The organism is Duganella kummerowiae, assembly GCF_053572355.1.
The window spans coordinates 433,824-447,694 of record NZ_JBKFEH010000010.1; the positions used below are offsets into that span (position 1 = coordinate 433,824).

General features: G+C 65.8%; 15 protein-coding genes. 4 read left to right on the top strand and 11 right to left on the bottom strand.

The genetic code is table 11. The annotated features are described in order from the left end of the window. The first annotated feature begins 13 nt into the window (after window positions 1–13). The gene (locus tag ACLB1G_RS15585) at window positions 14–1,336 is read left to right on the top strand and encodes a homoserine dehydrogenase (protein WP_491628135.1); all 1,323 of its coding nucleotides are present in this window, start codon (window positions 14–16) and stop codon (window positions 1,334–1,336) included. Window positions 1,337–1,386: 50 nt separating this feature from the next. Here ACLB1G_RS15585 and ACLB1G_RS15590 read toward each other — a convergent pair whose 3' ends face one another. From ACLB1G_RS15590 to ACLB1G_RS15640, 11 genes are all read right to left on the bottom strand, one after another. Next, on the bottom strand, window positions 1,387–2,316 hold the full coding sequence (locus tag ACLB1G_RS15590; RefSeq protein ID WP_491628136.1) for an ATPase: 930 nt from the start codon (window positions 2,314–2,316) through the stop codon (window positions 1,387–1,389). An 18-nt stretch (window positions 2,317–2,334) separates the two neighbouring features. Further along, complete coding sequence (locus ACLB1G_RS15595; RefSeq protein WP_491628137.1) at window positions 2,335–2,556, bottom strand: hypothetical protein; 222 nt, start codon at window positions 2,554–2,556, stop codon at window positions 2,335–2,337. Between the two features lie 208 nt (window positions 2,557–2,764). After that, window positions 2,765–3,085: a BON domain-containing protein gene (locus ACLB1G_RS15600; RefSeq protein WP_491628138.1), complete on the bottom strand. Its 321-nt coding sequence runs from the start codon at window positions 3,083–3,085 to the stop codon at window positions 2,765–2,767. Window positions 3,086–3,312: 227 nt separating this feature from the next. Next, on the bottom strand, window positions 3,313–4,785 hold the full coding sequence (locus ACLB1G_RS15605) for a sigma 54-interacting transcriptional regulator (protein ID WP_491628139.1): 1,473 nt from the start codon (window positions 4,783–4,785) through the stop codon (window positions 3,313–3,315). Continuing rightward, a complete protein-coding gene (locus ACLB1G_RS15610; RefSeq protein ID WP_491628140.1) occupies window positions 4,782–5,363 on the bottom strand; it encodes a hypothetical protein in 582 nt (193 codons plus the stop codon). Before ACLB1G_RS15610 ends, ACLB1G_RS15605 begins: the two co-directional genes overlap by 4 nt. Further along, window positions 5,353–6,792 carry a sensor histidine kinase gene (locus ACLB1G_RS15615; protein WP_491628141.1) on the bottom strand — a complete coding sequence of 480 codons (1,440 nt, stop codon included), beginning with the start codon at window positions 6,790–6,792 and terminating at the stop codon, window positions 5,353–5,355. The genes ACLB1G_RS15610 and ACLB1G_RS15615 overlap by 11 nt, the downstream gene beginning before the upstream one ends. 291 nt (window positions 6,793–7,083) lie before the next feature. After that, entirely contained in the window at window positions 7,084–7,425 is a 342-nt protein-coding gene (locus ACLB1G_RS15620; protein WP_491628142.1) for a ribonuclease E inhibitor RraB, read from the bottom strand. After that, a complete protein-coding gene (locus tag ACLB1G_RS15625; RefSeq protein ID WP_491628143.1) occupies window positions 7,422–7,748 on the bottom strand; it encodes a nucleotidyltransferase domain-containing protein in 327 nt (108 codons plus the stop codon). The genes ACLB1G_RS15620 and ACLB1G_RS15625 overlap by 4 nt, the downstream gene beginning before the upstream one ends. Further along, window positions 7,738–8,148, bottom strand: coding sequence for a nucleotidyltransferase substrate binding protein (locus ACLB1G_RS15630; protein ID WP_491628144.1), 411 nt, complete (start codon window positions 8,146–8,148; stop codon window positions 7,738–7,740). Before ACLB1G_RS15630 ends, ACLB1G_RS15625 begins: the two co-directional genes overlap by 11 nt. A 38-nt stretch (window positions 8,149–8,186) precedes the next feature. After that, window positions 8,187–9,665 (bottom strand): sensor histidine kinase, encoded by a 1,479-nt coding sequence (locus tag ACLB1G_RS15635; protein WP_491628145.1) that lies wholly within the window; start codon window positions 9,663–9,665, stop codon window positions 8,187–8,189. A gap of 4 nt (window positions 9,666–9,669) precedes the next feature. Next, on the bottom strand, window positions 9,670–10,374 hold the full coding sequence (locus ACLB1G_RS15640) for a response regulator (protein ID WP_491628146.1): 705 nt from the start codon (window positions 10,372–10,374) through the stop codon (window positions 9,670–9,672). A 178-nt stretch (window positions 10,375–10,552) separates the two neighbouring features. Between ACLB1G_RS15640 and ACLB1G_RS15645 the strand changes: the two genes are divergently transcribed. The 3 genes from ACLB1G_RS15645 to ACLB1G_RS15655 all read left to right on the top strand — a co-directional run bounded on the left by ACLB1G_RS15645 (window position 10,553) and on the right by ACLB1G_RS15655 (window position 13,863). Continuing rightward, window positions 10,553–11,614 carry a porin gene (locus ACLB1G_RS15645; RefSeq protein WP_491628147.1) on the top strand — a complete coding sequence of 354 codons (1,062 nt, stop codon included), beginning with the start codon at window positions 10,553–10,555 and terminating at the stop codon, window positions 11,612–11,614. A gap of 9 nt (window positions 11,615–11,623) precedes the next feature. After that, the gene (locus tag ACLB1G_RS15650; protein ID WP_491628148.1) at window positions 11,624–12,631 is read left to right on the top strand and encodes a tripartite tricarboxylate transporter substrate binding protein; all 1,008 of its coding nucleotides are present in this window, start codon (window positions 11,624–11,626) and stop codon (window positions 12,629–12,631) included. A gap of 143 nt (window positions 12,632–12,774) precedes the next feature. Next, on the top strand, window positions 12,775–13,863 hold the full coding sequence (locus ACLB1G_RS15655) for an ABC transporter substrate-binding protein (RefSeq protein WP_491628149.1): 1,089 nt from the start codon (window positions 12,775–12,777) through the stop codon (window positions 13,861–13,863). The last annotated feature ends 8 nt before the right edge of the window (window positions 13,864–13,871 follow it).

Consider the following 13,871-nt stretch of genomic DNA (forward strand, 5'->3'; position numbering starts at 1 on the left):
CGAAACGAAGAATATGAAACCCATCAAAGTAGGTCTGTTAGGCACCGGCAACGTTGGCGGCGGCACGTTCGATGTGCTGCAGCGTAACCAGGAAGAAATCCGCCGCCGCGCCGGACGCGGCATCGAAGTGGTGGCCGTGTCGGCCCGCAACCTGGAGCGCGCCAGGCAGCGCACCGGCGGCAAGGTCAACGTGGTGGCCTCGCCGTTCGACATCGTCAACGATCCCGAGATCGATATCGTCGTCGAGCTGATCGGCGGCTACGACCAGGCCAGGGAGCTGGTGCTGCAGGCGATTGCCAATGGCAAGCACGTGGTCACCGCCAACAAGGCCCTGCTGGCCGTGCACGGCAATGAAATCTTCGCCGCCGCCCAGGACAAGGGCGTGATGGTGGCCTTCGAGGCTGCCGTCGCCGGTGGCATCCCCATCATCAAGGCGCTGCGCGAAGGCCTGACCGCCAACCGCATAGCCTGGCTGGCCGGCATCATCAACGGCACCACCAACTTCATCCTGTCCGAGATGCGCGACAAGGGCCTGGACTTCGCCACCGTGCTCAAGCAGGCCCAGGAACTGGGCTATGCGGAAGCCGACCCCACCTTCGACATCGAGGGTGTGGATGCGGCGCACAAGGCCACCATCATGTCGGCCATCGCCTTCGGTATTCCGGTGCAGTTCGACAAGGCGCACGTGGAAGGCATTTCCAAGCTGAACGCGGTGGACATCAAGTACGCCGAGCAGCTGGGCTACCGCATCAAGCTGCTGGGCATCGCCAAGCGCGCCACGGTCAATGGCGTGGAGGGCGTGGAGCTGCGCGTGCACCCGACCCTGATCCCGTCCAAACGCCTGATCGCCAACGTGGAAGGCGCGATGAACGCAGTACTGGTGCAGGGCGACGCCGTGGGCGCCACGCTGTACTATGGCAAAGGCGCCGGCGCCGAGCCGACCGCCTCGGCCGTGATTGCCGACCTGGTCGACATCACCCGCCTGGCCACCGCCGATCCCGAGCACCGCGTGCCGCACCTGGCGTTCCAGCCCAACGCCATGACCGACATCGAGATCCTGCCGATGTCGGAAGTGACCACCAGCTACTACCTGCGCATGAACGTCAGCGACGAGCCCGGTGTGCTGGCAGACCTGACCCGCATCCTGGCCGACGCCACCATCTCGATCGACGCCATGCTGCAGAAGGAGCCGGCGGAAGGCGAGACCCGCACCGACATCATCTTCCTGACCCACCAGACCCAGGAAAAGAACGTGGTGGCCGCCATTGCCAAGATGGAAGCGCTGTCCACCGTGGGCGGCCCGGTTACCAAGATTCGGTTGGAAAACCTGAGCTGATGTGCTGTGCAGGCTTGCGCGAAAGCCGCTCAGTTAGCATTGAGCGGCTTTTATATTCCGACAACTGGCGCAGCATTTATGGCGTATTGCACGCGGAGTTGACGGCCTTGCTCAAAGTAAAATGGCGGGCCATCACGGGACGTTTGCAGCATCAATTGGTCGTGAATTACATGCTTGCAAGTCGCTATGTCGAAATGAACAACGTAGTTATCTGATACATCGGTGATTTCACCTGCATAGGTCCCGTAGAGTTCGTCAGCATCAACAAGCTCTGCAACCTGCAGTTGGTGCAGCTCTCTGGCCGACTGACGTTCCTGCAATGGCCAGATAAGCTTTTCAAATAGCCACTCTTTGGACTGCTGAGTAACGGCCAAGCCTGTTTGAGCTTCTACAATTGCCTGCAACTGCGCCTTGGAAAAATCTTCGGAGTTATCGTAAATGAAAACTGCGTCGGCAACTTCCACTGCTTTTGGTAGCAATGCCAGGGTGCGGTGGTAGCGATCGCGGACTTTATCTGGAGCGACAAAGTGGCCCGTTGTGGTGTTGGTCTCGTAACGAAGCCGCACACGCGCCACATTCTTTTCTGGATTGTCGGTGGTGATGAACGTGAGGATGACCTGATAGCCTTGCTCTTTCAGATAGAGCATTTCCGAGATTCTTGATGTATGGGAAAGAACGGTTTCGAATGCAAACGATTGGCCACTGCTGATTGCCTGGCGCCGTTCAGCGACCGCCAACCGGGCTGCGGCCCTGTCCCTATCTGCTTGTGTCGGGAAGTTGCCGGTCATGTCTTTGGCGACTTGGTCGGGATTGATAAAGCGCTCGGGGATTTTGTAGACCCTATTGACTGACTGGAGACCTGTTGCTTTCACCTCATCGATAAGAGAGGTTTTGCCAGAGCCATTAGGGCCGCCAAAAACGATGACATGCCGCTCGATGTTCTTAGGATCGAGACCGGAGCCAGGATAGAGGCCAGCCACCAGTTCGGCCTCCGGTAATCAGCGTTGGTGCAAACTCGCTGATACCGAACTCGCAACATCAAAGACTGTCGCGTTCGCTACATCTCGCTTTACACCCGACTCAGCCAAAAGCTTGACGCGCTGCAAAGTGATCGCCATATTCCCTGTCAATGCTGCATCCCACTCGGCAGCCGTGGCCCCTAGCACTTTCGTATTGTTACGCAGTACAGTGGGTTGGTCGTAGCGTACGAACTTGGGCATGGCTAAACTCCTGCAGAAATCTCAGGGTCATTATAGACCTGTTTAGGTAGATCAGTACGACGCGATGGACTCGTTATGGGCAAAAAAACGGGCGGCTGTGTGGGCCGCCCTAAAGGGTCTACTGCTTTGCCTTGCTACATACTGCTACTACTGGGAAACACTAAGGGTATTGAGGGAGCGCTCTCCTTCCATGCTAGGTACTGAAAACTTATTTGCTGGCCACGGTCAGCTCGGATTTCACTTCCTTCACGCCGGGAACGGCGGAGGCCAACTGTATGGCTTTGGTACCGGCGTCGGTGCTGTCCACGGTGCCGGTCAGCACGACCACGCCGTCGGTGGTGGTCACGCCGATTTGTTTCTGGTCCGCCAGCGTCGATTTCACTTTGGTGGTGATGGCGGCATCATCGGTGGCGGCAGCCTTGGTGGCGCCGGCCATGGCGGCCTCCTGCTGGGCATAGGCTGCGCCGACGGAAGCGGCGGTCAGGGAGGCGGCAACCAGCAGGCGGGCGATCAGTTTCGAGTTCGTCATGATGAGCTTTCCTTTCATTGTTTGGGAAGATAACGCCGTTGTGACGTATCTCCCTTACAGCAAAGGGCGTGCCAGCTCATAAAAACCATTGTAAATCAATGGCTTATACGCGAACTTGCTTGTGGGGATTGAAATATTGCAAGATCCGGCCCGGAACCGGGCCGGATTTGTCGGGAAACGGCGACAAGCCTACGCTTTAACTAGCCAAGTATTTGATTTTAATCGGATTATTGTTGTCGCTCAGAAGCGACAGCGCTGCCGTCGCCACGGAACAGGCTGGCATCGAGGTCGTATTTCTGCAGCAGGCGGTAGAACTCGGTACGGTTGCGCTCGGCCAGGCGGGCGGCGTCGGCGACATTGCCGTCCGTCAGTTTGAGTAGCTGGACCAGGTAATTGCGCTCGAAGCGCTGCTTGGCCTCGGTGTAGCTGAGCACTTCCAGCGAGGGCACGCGCAGGGCCCGCTGCACCAGCGACAAGGGCACCAGCGGCGCCGTGGCCAGCGCGCACACGTGCTCGACCACGTTGTACAGCTGGCGAACGTTGCCGGGCCAGGACGCCGTGGTAAGCGCCTCCAGCGCTCCCGGTGCGAAGCCGTGCACCGTCTTGCCATACTTGGCCGCCAGCCGGGTCAGGAACTGGGTCGCCATGGGCGCGATATCCTCGCGCCGCTGCGACAGCGGCGGCAGGTTCAGGGTGATCACGTTCAGGCGGTAGTACAGGTCCTCGCGGAACTGGCCCTCGCGCATGGCCACATCGAGGTCGCGGTGGGTGGCCGACAGGATGCGCACGTCCACCGGGCGGCCCACGTCCGAACCCAGCTGGCGCACCACGCGCTCCTGCAGCACGCGCAGCAGCTTGACCTGCAGCAACAGCGGCATGTCGCCTATCTCGTCCAGGAACAGGGTGCCGCCGTCGGCTGCCTGCACCAGGCCCTCGCGGCTGCCGGTTGCGCCCGTGTACGCGCCTTTGACGTGGCCGAACAGCTCGGACTCCAGCAGGGCCTCGGGGATGGCCCCGCAATTGACCGCAATAAAGGGCGCCTTGCTGCGCCGGCTGGCGCGGTGGATGGCGCTGGCCAGCAATTCCTTGCCGGTGCCGCTCTCGCCGCGTATTAGCACGCTGGCGTCCGACACCGCCACCAGGCGCGCCTCGGCCAGCAGCTCGGCCATGCACTGGCTGCGGCTGATGATGCCGGCGCGCCAGGCTTCGTCCGCCGCCGCCGGACCGGGCTCGGGCGCGGCCAGGCTCAGGGCCTGGGCTATGCGCTCCAGCAACACCTTGGCGTCGAAGGGCTTGGTCAGGTAGGCGTAGGCGCCCAGGGTGGTGGCCTCGACCGCGTCCGGGATGGTGCCGTGCGCGGTCAGCAATATCACGGGCAGGGCCGGGTACTGGGCGCGGATTTCCTGGAACAGGGCCATGCCGTCGCGGTCCGGCAGCCGGATATCGCTGATCACCAGGCGCGGCAGCTCGATCGACAGGCGCGCCAGAGCGGCCTCGGCGCTGGTGACGGCCGTGACGCGGTAGCCGTTGGCCGACAGCCGCATGGACAGCAGGCGCAGCAGGTCCGGATCGTCGTCCACCACCAGCAGGTGGGCGCCGCGCCCGGTGTCCGCGGCGCCGCCCCTGGCCGCACCGCCACCGGCCGCAGCGCCGTAGTCCGCGCCCTCGGCTGCCGCGCTCATGTGCAGGCGCCGCCTCATTTGGTCACCTGCTGGGCCGGCACGGCGGAACGGGCCGGCAGGTTGCGCTCGATGGCCTTGAGCGCTTCCACCGTTTCGCTCAGCTGGTCGGTGCGCTTCTGGTTGTCGCGCAGCTGGGCCGCCAGCTTGTCGTTGTGCTCGGCCAGGCGCCGCGCCTCGGCGCAGCTGCTGGACAGCACCTGGGCCAGGGCCTTGTAGGGCCCGGCCTCGGCCTCGCCGGATGCGGCCACGCCGTCCAGCAGGGCCTGGGCCTTGGCCATGTCGCCGCTGGCGCGGGTCAGCATCAGGGCCATGGCGGTCTGCATGGACACCCGCGCGCCGCGCGGCTGCTGGTTCAGGCTGGACAATTCCTTGAGCAGCTCGCCCTGGCTCATGCGCCGCAGCGACTGGTGATAGGCCAGCAGCGGCGGCAGCGGATCCAGGGGCGGCTTTTCCACCACCACCACCGGCGGCGTGGGAGCGGGAGCAGGCTTGGGCTTGGCCGCCGCCTGGACGGCGGGCTTGCTGGCGCAGCCGGCCAGGGCCAGCGCCAGCAGCAGGCCGGCGGCTTTCAATGGTAAGGGACTGTCAGTTTTCATAAGGTAGCTCGATACGGAAATGGGCGCCCCTGGCGGTCGGCAGCAGCAGCAGCAGGCCGCCGTGGGCGGTGATGTATTCATGGACGATGGACAGGCCGATGCCGTTGCCGCGCCGCGCGCCGGCCGGCTGGCGCGCACCCTGGTAGAAGGGCTCGAAGATGTGGGCCGCGTCTTCCGGCGCCACGCCCGGCCCCTCGTCGGCGCAGTCGAGCAGCAGGCGGCCGGCCCGTTCGCCCAGCCGGAAGCGGATGGCGCCGCCGGGCGGACTGAAGCGTACGGCGTTGGACAGCAGGTTGGCGATCGCCACCGACAGTTTCTCGGGATCGAGCGCGATCGGCGCGGCGTGGCCGTCGGCCGCCACCGCCAGCCCGGCGGCCTGCCACTGCAGGCGCTGGCTGTCGATCACCTGTTCCAGCAGCGGCAGCACGTCGGTATGCTGGCGCCGCAGCCGCTGCGCATCGAAGGTGGCCGTGTTGTAGCGCAGCAGGGCTTCGATCTGGTTCTGCAGCGACACCGTGTTCTGGTTCAGGATGCGGGCGATCTCGCGCTGGTTGGGCGACAATGCGCCGGCCACGCCATCCTCCAGCAGGGCCACGCCCTCGCGCAGCGCCGCCAGCGGGGTTTTCAGCTCGTGCGAGATGTGGCGCAGGAAGCGCGCCTTGTCTTCCTCCAGGTCGGACAGGCGCTGGCGCAGCCAGTTCAGCTGCTGGCCCACGCGCCGCAGGTCGCTGGGGCCGCGCACCTCGATGGCTTGCTCGTAGCGGTTGGCGCCCAGCAGGTCGATGGCGCCCTCGATCTGGGCCAGCGGGCGCGACAGCCACAGGCCGAAGCCGCCCGCCAGCAAGGCCGCCAGCGCGATGGCGCCCGCCACCTGGGCCGTCAGGGCCGTGCGGCGCAGCTCCAGCTCGGCCAGCAGGCCGCTGTTGCGGCGCTCGACCTCGGCCTTGATCTCGCTGGCCAGCAGGTCGTTCAGGCCAGGCAGGGGCGCCAGGGCCCGGTCCAGCGCCGCCTGGCGCGCCTGGCGTTGCTGCTGACGGGTCTTGGGCGGGGTCGGCATCTGCAGCACGTTCCAGGCGTTGTCGCTGTTGCGGCGCCAGTCGTCGAACAGGCCGGGGGGCGCCAGCGGCAGCGCCGCCGCCACCGCCTCCAGCGCCTGCAGCGCCTCGCGCGCGCTTTCGGCATAGCGGCCGCGGAAGGCTGGATCGTCCAGCACCAGGAACTGGCGCGCGCTGCGCGCCATGGCCACGGTGCGCTCGCCCAGCTGCTGCACGCTGGCCGTCAGCGCCACCGCCACCCGGCCGTTGTCGCGGCTGCGTGCGATCAGCTGGTCCAGGGTCCACAGCGCGCGCAGCGACACGGCGCTCAGCAGGAGGGCGATCAGCAGGAATACGCCCAGCAGCAATTGGCGAAACGAAAGTCTGGAAAACATGGCGGTACGGTGTGATGAGAGGGCGCGCAGATATGGCGCACGGGACATAACGCATGTCTGCCTCATCATATTAGGAAAACGCTATTTCCCGCCGTCCGATTGAACAGGAGGAGCCGCGCACGGGCGCTGGCTGCGCCATTGCGGCAAAGTGTGGGGCGCTGGGCGGCGTTGGGGCCTGGCTGCGGGTTCAAGCCGGAGGCCAGGACCCTGCGGTGAGGGCGTGACGCGCAGGCGCCGCCCAGGACGGCGGCGCCGGGTTCCCGCTGGAGACGGCGGTGGCGCGGCCGCAGTTCAGCTGGCGGGGCCGACGTCCATGCCGTCGTAAGCCTCGATCTGGTGTTCCTCGGCGAACTTGTAGAATTCCTGGTTGCGCGCGTGCAGGGTGTCCACCGTGTGCTTCTCGACCTTTTCCACGTGCAGCCACCACAGGGCGGGATTCTCGCCCTCCGGCTTGGAGTCGTAGATGCCGACCTGCTGGTAGCCCTTGGCGGTCAGCAGCCTGGCGGCCGCTTCCAGCTTGGCCTTGGCGGGATCGGCGAAAAAGTAGCCCCACAACAGGGGCTTGTTGATGTCCCAGGGGGCATTCTGCTTCATGTCGGCAAACAGCGCGACCATTTCTTCTTTGGTAATCATGTTTGTTCCTTTGCGCGCTGGTAGAAAATGGCGCCGGCGCGCGCTATGTGTGAGAGGAGTTCAGGATTGTCGATGTGGTGGTAAAGGGACAGGTCGATCTGGTAGGGCAGCAGCAGGTCGTCCAGCGCCATGTCTATCCGCAGCAAGTCGGTGGTGGACAAGCCGCCGCCCACCATGCACAGGTCGATATCCGACCATTGCTTGAAATTGCCCTTGGCGCGGGAGCCATACAGGATGACCTGTTCGACGTGCTGGCAGCGGGCGAAAATGGCGGCGATTTGGGCGACGGCCTCCGGCTTGAGGCCATGGCGCTCAGGCGTCACGGGACAGCTCCGTCATCCTGGCTTCCAGCGCGCTGAACAGTCCGAAATAGTGCGAGACTATCAGGGCGCCGATGGCGTCAGCGGTGTCCTTGTTGTAGGTATGGGCGGACTGGTTGCGGCTTTTGATCATGCCCATCCAGGTGTCGCCATCGCCGATCAGGTTCATGCGCAGCGCCGCCCGGGTCGCGTCACGCGAGTCGGTAATGCTGTTGTCGCCCTGATACTCGAAGTAGTCCTTCAGTACGTTCCATGCCAGCTCGTGGGTGAACTCGAAGGCCTTGATCAGTCCCTGCTGCTCAAGCTCGTTCAGCTCACCCTTGTCGATGAATTTCTTCAGCTGGGCCAATGCGCGCCGGTAGTTCGACAGGCGCTGCAGCCAACGCACGTCTTGCTCGCTCATGTGATGCCCCAATAGAAAGTACGTATTCCGCTATTTTATCAAATGGGGGCAGGGGGGAAGCGCACCGTGGCCTTCAGTCCTTTGCCGTGGACGCCGTCGCCCAGGGTGATGGTGGCCCCGTGCACGCTGGCGATGTCGCGCACGATGGCCAGCCCCAGGCCGGCGCCGCCCGGATTGCGCTCCAGCGTGGCGGCGGCGCGGTAGAAGGGCGCAAACACTTTTTCGCGCTCGGCCGGCGCGATGCCCTGGCCGCTGTCCTCCACTTCCAGCAGCACGTCGCCGTTCTCCTCGCGCGTGCGCAGCACCACGCTGCCGCCGGGCGGCGTGTAGCGCAGCGCGTTGTCGGCCAGGTTGGACACCAGCTCGTGCAGCAGGAAGGCCTGGCCGTGCACGCTGCAGGCGCTGTCCGCTTCCAGCGACAGGTCGATCTCCCGGGCCAGCGCGGCCGGCGCCAGTTCCAGCCCGACCTGGCGCGCCACGTCGCGCAGCGCCACCGGCCCGGCCGGTTCGCCGCCGGTCTGGCCGCCGTGCTCGATGCGCGCCAGGGTCAGCAGCCGGTTGGCCAGGTTGACGGTGGCGTCGGTGGTGGCCGCCATGCTGTGCACGATGTCGCGCAACCCGGCCTGCAGCGCGGCGGCGTCGGCATGCGGACGGCCGCATTCGCGCAGCGCCAGTTCGGCCTGGGTCTTGAGCACGGTAAGCGGAGTGCGCAGCTGGTGCGAGGCGTCGGCAATGAAGCGGCGCTGGCTGGAGACCAGGCGCTGCAGGCGCGCGCTGGAATTGTTCATGGCCGCCACCAGCGGCCGCACTTCCTTGTGCACCAGGGCCGGATCGACGCCGGACGTGTCGTTCAGGCCGCGCGTCTCCACCGCCGCCTTGAGCCGCATCAGCGGCCGCAACACCAGGCGCACGGCAAACCACACCAGCAGCGCCACCGAGGCCAGCAGGCCGGCCTGCCAGGCCAGGGTGTCGAACAGGATCTGGTTGGACAGGCCGCGCCGCGCATCCAGGGTTTCCGCCACCTGGATCAGGGCGATGCCGCGCATGCTGTCGTCGTACACCGGCTGCAGCAGCGCGGCGATGCGCACCGGCTGGCCGTTGTAGCTGGCGTGATAGAAGCGCACCAGCGCCGGATAGTTTTCCGAGCGCGGCACATCGGCCGGCACCGCCGGCAGGTCGCCGTAGCCTGACACGGTCTCGCCCTGGATGCCGGTGACCTTGTAGTAGATGCGGCCCAGGGTGTCGGTCTCGAAGGAATCGAGCGCCACGTAGGGCACGTCGGCCACCACCTTGCCGTCCACCACCGTGACCCGCTCGGCCAGCGCCCGGGTCGAGGCCAGCAGCGAGCGGTCGTAGGCCATGTCGGCCGCGTCCAGCGCATTGCGATAGACCGACACGGCGTTCAGCGCCACCAGCACCACCAGTGGTCCCAGCAGCCAGCGCAGCAGCTGGCCGCGCAGGCTGCCCAGCGGCGCGCCGGGGCCCCAGCGCCGCAGCAAGGTGCCGGCCATGGACATGGCGTCAGGACCTGGCCGGGGATTCGCCGCGCGGCTGCAGCACATAGCCTATGCCGCGCAGGGTGGTGATGGCGGCGGCGTCGGGTGTGCCGAGGTCCAGCTTCTTGCGCACCCGGTGGATGTACAGGTCGATGGCGTCCAGGCTGGCGTCGTCGGCCAGCGCGAACACTTCGTCGAACAGCTTTTCCTTGGAAACGGCGCTGCCGGCGCGGGTGATCAGGGTTTCCAGCACGGCGTGCTCGCGCGGCGTCAGCGCCAGCGCATGGCCGGCGTAGCTGAACATGCGGGTCACGGTGTCGAAACTGAGGGCGCCGCAGCGGTGCACCAGCGCCTCGTTGCCGACGCTGCGCCGCAGCAGGGCCTTGACGCGCGCCTCCAGTTCGGCCAGTTCGAAGGGCTTGGCCAGGTAGTCGTCCGCACCCAGGTTGAGGCCCTGGACGCGGTCTTCCAGGCCGCCGCGCGCGGTCAGTATCAGCACCGGCGTCTTGCCGCGCTGGCCGCCGCGCGCACGCAGGCGCTTGAGCACCTCGAGGCCGTCCATGCGCGGCAGGGTCAGGTCCAGCACCACCAGCGCGTAATCCTGGGTGTGCAGGAGGGCGTCGGCGTCGGCGCCGTTGTCGGCGCATTCCACGGTCAGGTTGGCTTCGCGCAGGGCCCGGGCCAGCCAGTGCTGCAATTCGGTGTGGTCTTCGACTAGCAAGATGCGCATGGCGGCCCGCGGGAGGATGGCAGAGGATGCGTATCATGGCGCGCCGGCGCCGAATTGGGAAGGGTTGTGGCGGCGCCGACACAGTGAAAGGGAATTGAAAGGATGGCCGTCCTATAGTGGAGTCCTGGGCGCAACCCTGTGGTGCGCACCAGCACAATAACTATACTCTGGAGACAGCATGAAGACATCCCACCTGCCGCTGGCGGCCCTGTGCCTGGCCGCATCCGCAGCGCACGCACAATCGAACGTCCAGGTCTATGGCCTGTTGGACCTGGGCGTGGACACCGTCAACAACGCCGCCGCCGGCGGCGGCAACCTGACCCGGGTCAGCTCCGGTGGCATGAACACCTCGCGCTGGGGCCTGCGCGGGACCGAGGACCTGGGCGGCGGGCTCAAGGCGGTGTTCAACCTCGAAGGCGGCATCCTCATGGATACCGGCGCCCAGGACGGCAACCTGTTCAAGCGCCAGGCCAACGTCGGCCTGGAAGGCAGCTACGGCCGCGTGATCCTGGGCCGTTCCTTCACCAGCGTGTACGACACCATCATCGGCTTCGATCCCATGGGCTTCGCGCCCAACTACTCCTGGGCCACCTCCGGCCCGGCCACCGGCCCTTCCAAGTACGGCTTCACCACCCAGTTCGACAACCTGGTCAAGTACAGCGGCAGCTTCGGCCCGCTCAAGCTGGGCGCCAGCTACGGCTTCGGCGAACAGACCACCGGCGTGCGCGACAGCGCCAAGGCGGCCTTCAGCACGGTCTACAATCCGCTCCAGGGCCTGAACCTGACGGCGACCTGGGAACGCATCAATGGCAATACCGTGGCCGCCACCGGCAACCGCGACCAGACCACCGTGTGGCACCTGGGCGGCAGCTACGAGCAGGGCGCCGCCAAGGGCTTCCTGATGATGCGCGACTACAAGCTGGTGGCCGGCAAGGCCGCCACCGCCGACGTGGACGCCACCACCTGGTGGGGCGGGCTGGCCTACAAGCTCGATCCCGCCACCACCCTGACCGGGGCGGTCTACCACATCAATGTCAAGAATGTCGCGGCCGGCAAGGATGCCGATCCCACCTTGTATGTGCTGCGCTACCGCTACGCGCTGTCCAAGCGCACCGACCTGCACCTGACCGGCGGCTACGCGAAGGCGAAAAACAGCCAGCTGACCGGCCTGTCGCGCGACGACGCCGGCTTCGGCACCTCGCAGCGCGGCCTGATGGCGGGCATCCAGCACCGCTTCTGATGGAACGCCGTGGTCAAGCCCGGGCGTAACCGTGTGGCCAGGCTGCCGGCCCTCGTGCTGATACTGCTGCTGTTGCTGGCGCTGGCGGCGCAGCCGGGCCACGCCGCCGCAGTGGAGTGCGTGGTGCCGTCCAAGCCGGGCGGCGCCATGGACCTGACCTGCAAGCTGGCCCACAACGGGCTGCTGGCGCTCAAGGGCCAGCCGCACGCGCCGCCGTCCGACATGCACATCAGCTACCTGCCCGGCGGCATAGGCGCGGTGGCCTGGCATTCGCTGGTGTCGCGCCGCCGCGCCGAGCCGAATACGCTGGTGGCGTTTTCCGGCGGTTCGCTGCTCAACCTGGCGCAGGGCAAGTTCGGCAAGGTGCGCGCCGATGACGTGCGCTGGGTGGCGGCGCTGGGGGCCGATTACGGCATGATCGCGGTGCGTTCCGATTCGCCCTACCGCAGCCTGGCCGAACTGCTGGCGGCCCTGAAGCGCGAGCCGCGCAAGGTCCTGATCGGCGTGTCCGGCACCATCGGCAGCCAGGACTGGCTGAAGATGGCGCTGCTGGTGAAGGCGGCCGGCATCGATCCCAAGGTGCTGCGCTTCGTGGCGCTGGAAGGCGGCGGCGAAGCTTTCACCGCCATGCACGCCAACTTCGTGCAGGTGGTGTCGGGGGACGCCTCGGAGGCAGCCCTGTACTCGGCCGGCGGCAACACCCGGGTGCTGGCGGTGCTGTCCGAGCGGCGCCTGCCCGGGGTGTTGTCGGCGGTGCCGACCGCCAGGGAACAGGGCGTGGACGTGGTCTGGCCCATCATCCGCGGCGTGTGGATGGGCCCCCAGGTGCCGGAGGCTGACTACCGGCGCTGGGTGGCTTATTTTGAGCGCGTGCTGGCCACGCCGGACTTTGCGCGGCTGCGCGCGGCCGCCGGGCTGTATCCCTACGGCCTGACCGGCGATGCGCTGACGGCGCATGTGAAAAAGGCGGTGGCGGAATACAGCCGGCGAGCAGCCGAACTGGGACTGATGCGCTGAGAGGGCGCTTCAACATGACCATGGCGTCGTTGCAGCTCCTCGCCGTGCAGGCGCACTGTCTTCGGAGCTGCGCCTGGCCATGCTCATGTTGAAACGCCCTCTTTGTGCAAAATGGAAACAACGCAAACAACAATGGAGACTTCATGAAACTGCATACCATCATCATGGCCGCCTGCGCGGCCGCCGCCAGCGCCGGTGCGCTGGCACAGGCGCCGGCCGGCTATCCGGCCGACTACCAGAAGATCATCGACGCCGCCAAAAAAGAAGGCAAGCTGGTGATCTACGGCGCCACCGACAGCAAGGCTACCCAGCCGCTGATCAAGGATTTCAACGCGCTCTATCCCGGCATCGTGGTCGAGTACAACGACATGAACACCACCGAGGTGTACAACCGCTACATCTCCGAGGTGGCGGCCGGTGGCGGCAGCGCCGACGCCGTATGGTCCTCGGCCATGGACCTGCAGATGCGCCTGGCCTCGGACGGCTATGCCCTCAAGTACAAGTCGGTGGAAGCTCCCGCCATCCCCGGCTGGGCGGTGTGGGACGACCAGGCCTACGGCACCACCTTCGAGCCGGCCGCCATCGTCTACAACAAGCGCCTGGTGGACCCCAAGGAAGCGCCGCAGACGCACGCCGATTTCGTCAAGCTGATCCAGCAGCCCAAGTTCCGCGACAAGGTCACCACCTACGACATCGAAAAGTCCGGCCTGGGCTTCATGTTCATGACCCAGGACGCGCGCGAATACGGCAAGTTCCCCGAACTGGCCAGCGCCTTCGGCGTGGCCAAGGTGCGGGTGCAGTCTTCCACCGGCACCATGATGGAGCGCATTTCCTCGGGCGAGAACCTGATCGGCTACAACGTGCTGGGTTCCTACGCCCTGGTGCGCGCCAAGACCGATCCCTCGATCGGCGTGGTGCTGCCCAAGGATTACACGCTGATCATGTCGCGCGTGCTGTTCATCAGCAAAACCGCCAAGAACGTCAATGCCGCCAAGCTGTGGCTGGACTATACGCTGTCCAAGCGCGGCCAGACCGTCATCGCCAATGAATCCAAGCTGTTCGCGATCCGCGCCGACGTCAGCGGCGAGACCACCTCGGCTGACCTGATCAAGCAGATCGGAAAGGAAAACATCAAGCCCGTGCCGGTGCACCCCATGGTGCTGCAGTATCTCGGCCCGGCCAAGCGCATGGCCTTCCTCAAGCAGTGGAAAGACTCGGCAGTCAAGAAATAAGCCGTGCG

What these genes read in the sequence shown, in the direction of transcription:
- ACLB1G_RS15595 (WP_491628137.1), bottom strand. Translation starts at nt 2,556, where the DNA reads ATGCCCAAGTTCGTACGCTACGACCAACCCACTGTACTGCGTAACAAT.
- ACLB1G_RS15585 (WP_491628135.1), top strand. Translation starts at nt 14, where the DNA reads ATGAAACCCATCAAAGTAGGTCTGTTAGGCACCGGCAACGTTGGCGGC.
- ACLB1G_RS15605 (WP_491628139.1), bottom strand. Translation starts at nt 4,785, where the DNA reads ATGAGGCGGCGCCTGCACATGAGCGCGGCAGCCGAGGGCGCGGACTAC.
- ACLB1G_RS15620 (WP_491628142.1), bottom strand. Translation starts at nt 7,425, where the DNA reads ATGATTACCAAAGAAGAAATGGTCGCGCTGTTTGCCGACATGAAGCAG.
- ACLB1G_RS15615 (WP_491628141.1), bottom strand. Translation starts at nt 6,792, where the DNA reads ATGTTTTCCAGACTTTCGTTTCGCCAATTGCTGCTGGGCGTATTCCTG.
- ACLB1G_RS15640 (WP_491628146.1), bottom strand. Translation starts at nt 10,374, where the DNA reads ATGCGCATCTTGCTAGTCGAAGACCACACCGAATTGCAGCACTGGCTG.
- ACLB1G_RS15645 (WP_491628147.1), top strand. Translation starts at nt 10,553, where the DNA reads ATGAAGACATCCCACCTGCCGCTGGCGGCCCTGTGCCTGGCCGCATCC.
- ACLB1G_RS15630 (WP_491628144.1), bottom strand. Translation starts at nt 8,148, where the DNA reads ATGAGCGAGCAAGACGTGCGTTGGCTGCAGCGCCTGTCGAACTACCGG.
- ACLB1G_RS15610 (WP_491628140.1), bottom strand. Translation starts at nt 5,363, where the DNA reads ATGAAAACTGACAGTCCCTTACCATTGAAAGCCGCCGGCCTGCTGCTG.
- ACLB1G_RS15655 (WP_491628149.1), top strand. Translation starts at nt 12,775, where the DNA reads ATGAAACTGCATACCATCATCATGGCCGCCTGCGCGGCCGCCGCCAGC.
- ACLB1G_RS15600 (WP_491628138.1), bottom strand. Translation starts at nt 3,085, where the DNA reads ATGACGAACTCGAAACTGATCGCCCGCCTGCTGGTTGCCGCCTCCCTG.
- ACLB1G_RS15635 (WP_491628145.1), bottom strand. Translation starts at nt 9,665, where the DNA reads ATGTCCATGGCCGGCACCTTGCTGCGGCGCTGGGGCCCCGGCGCGCCG.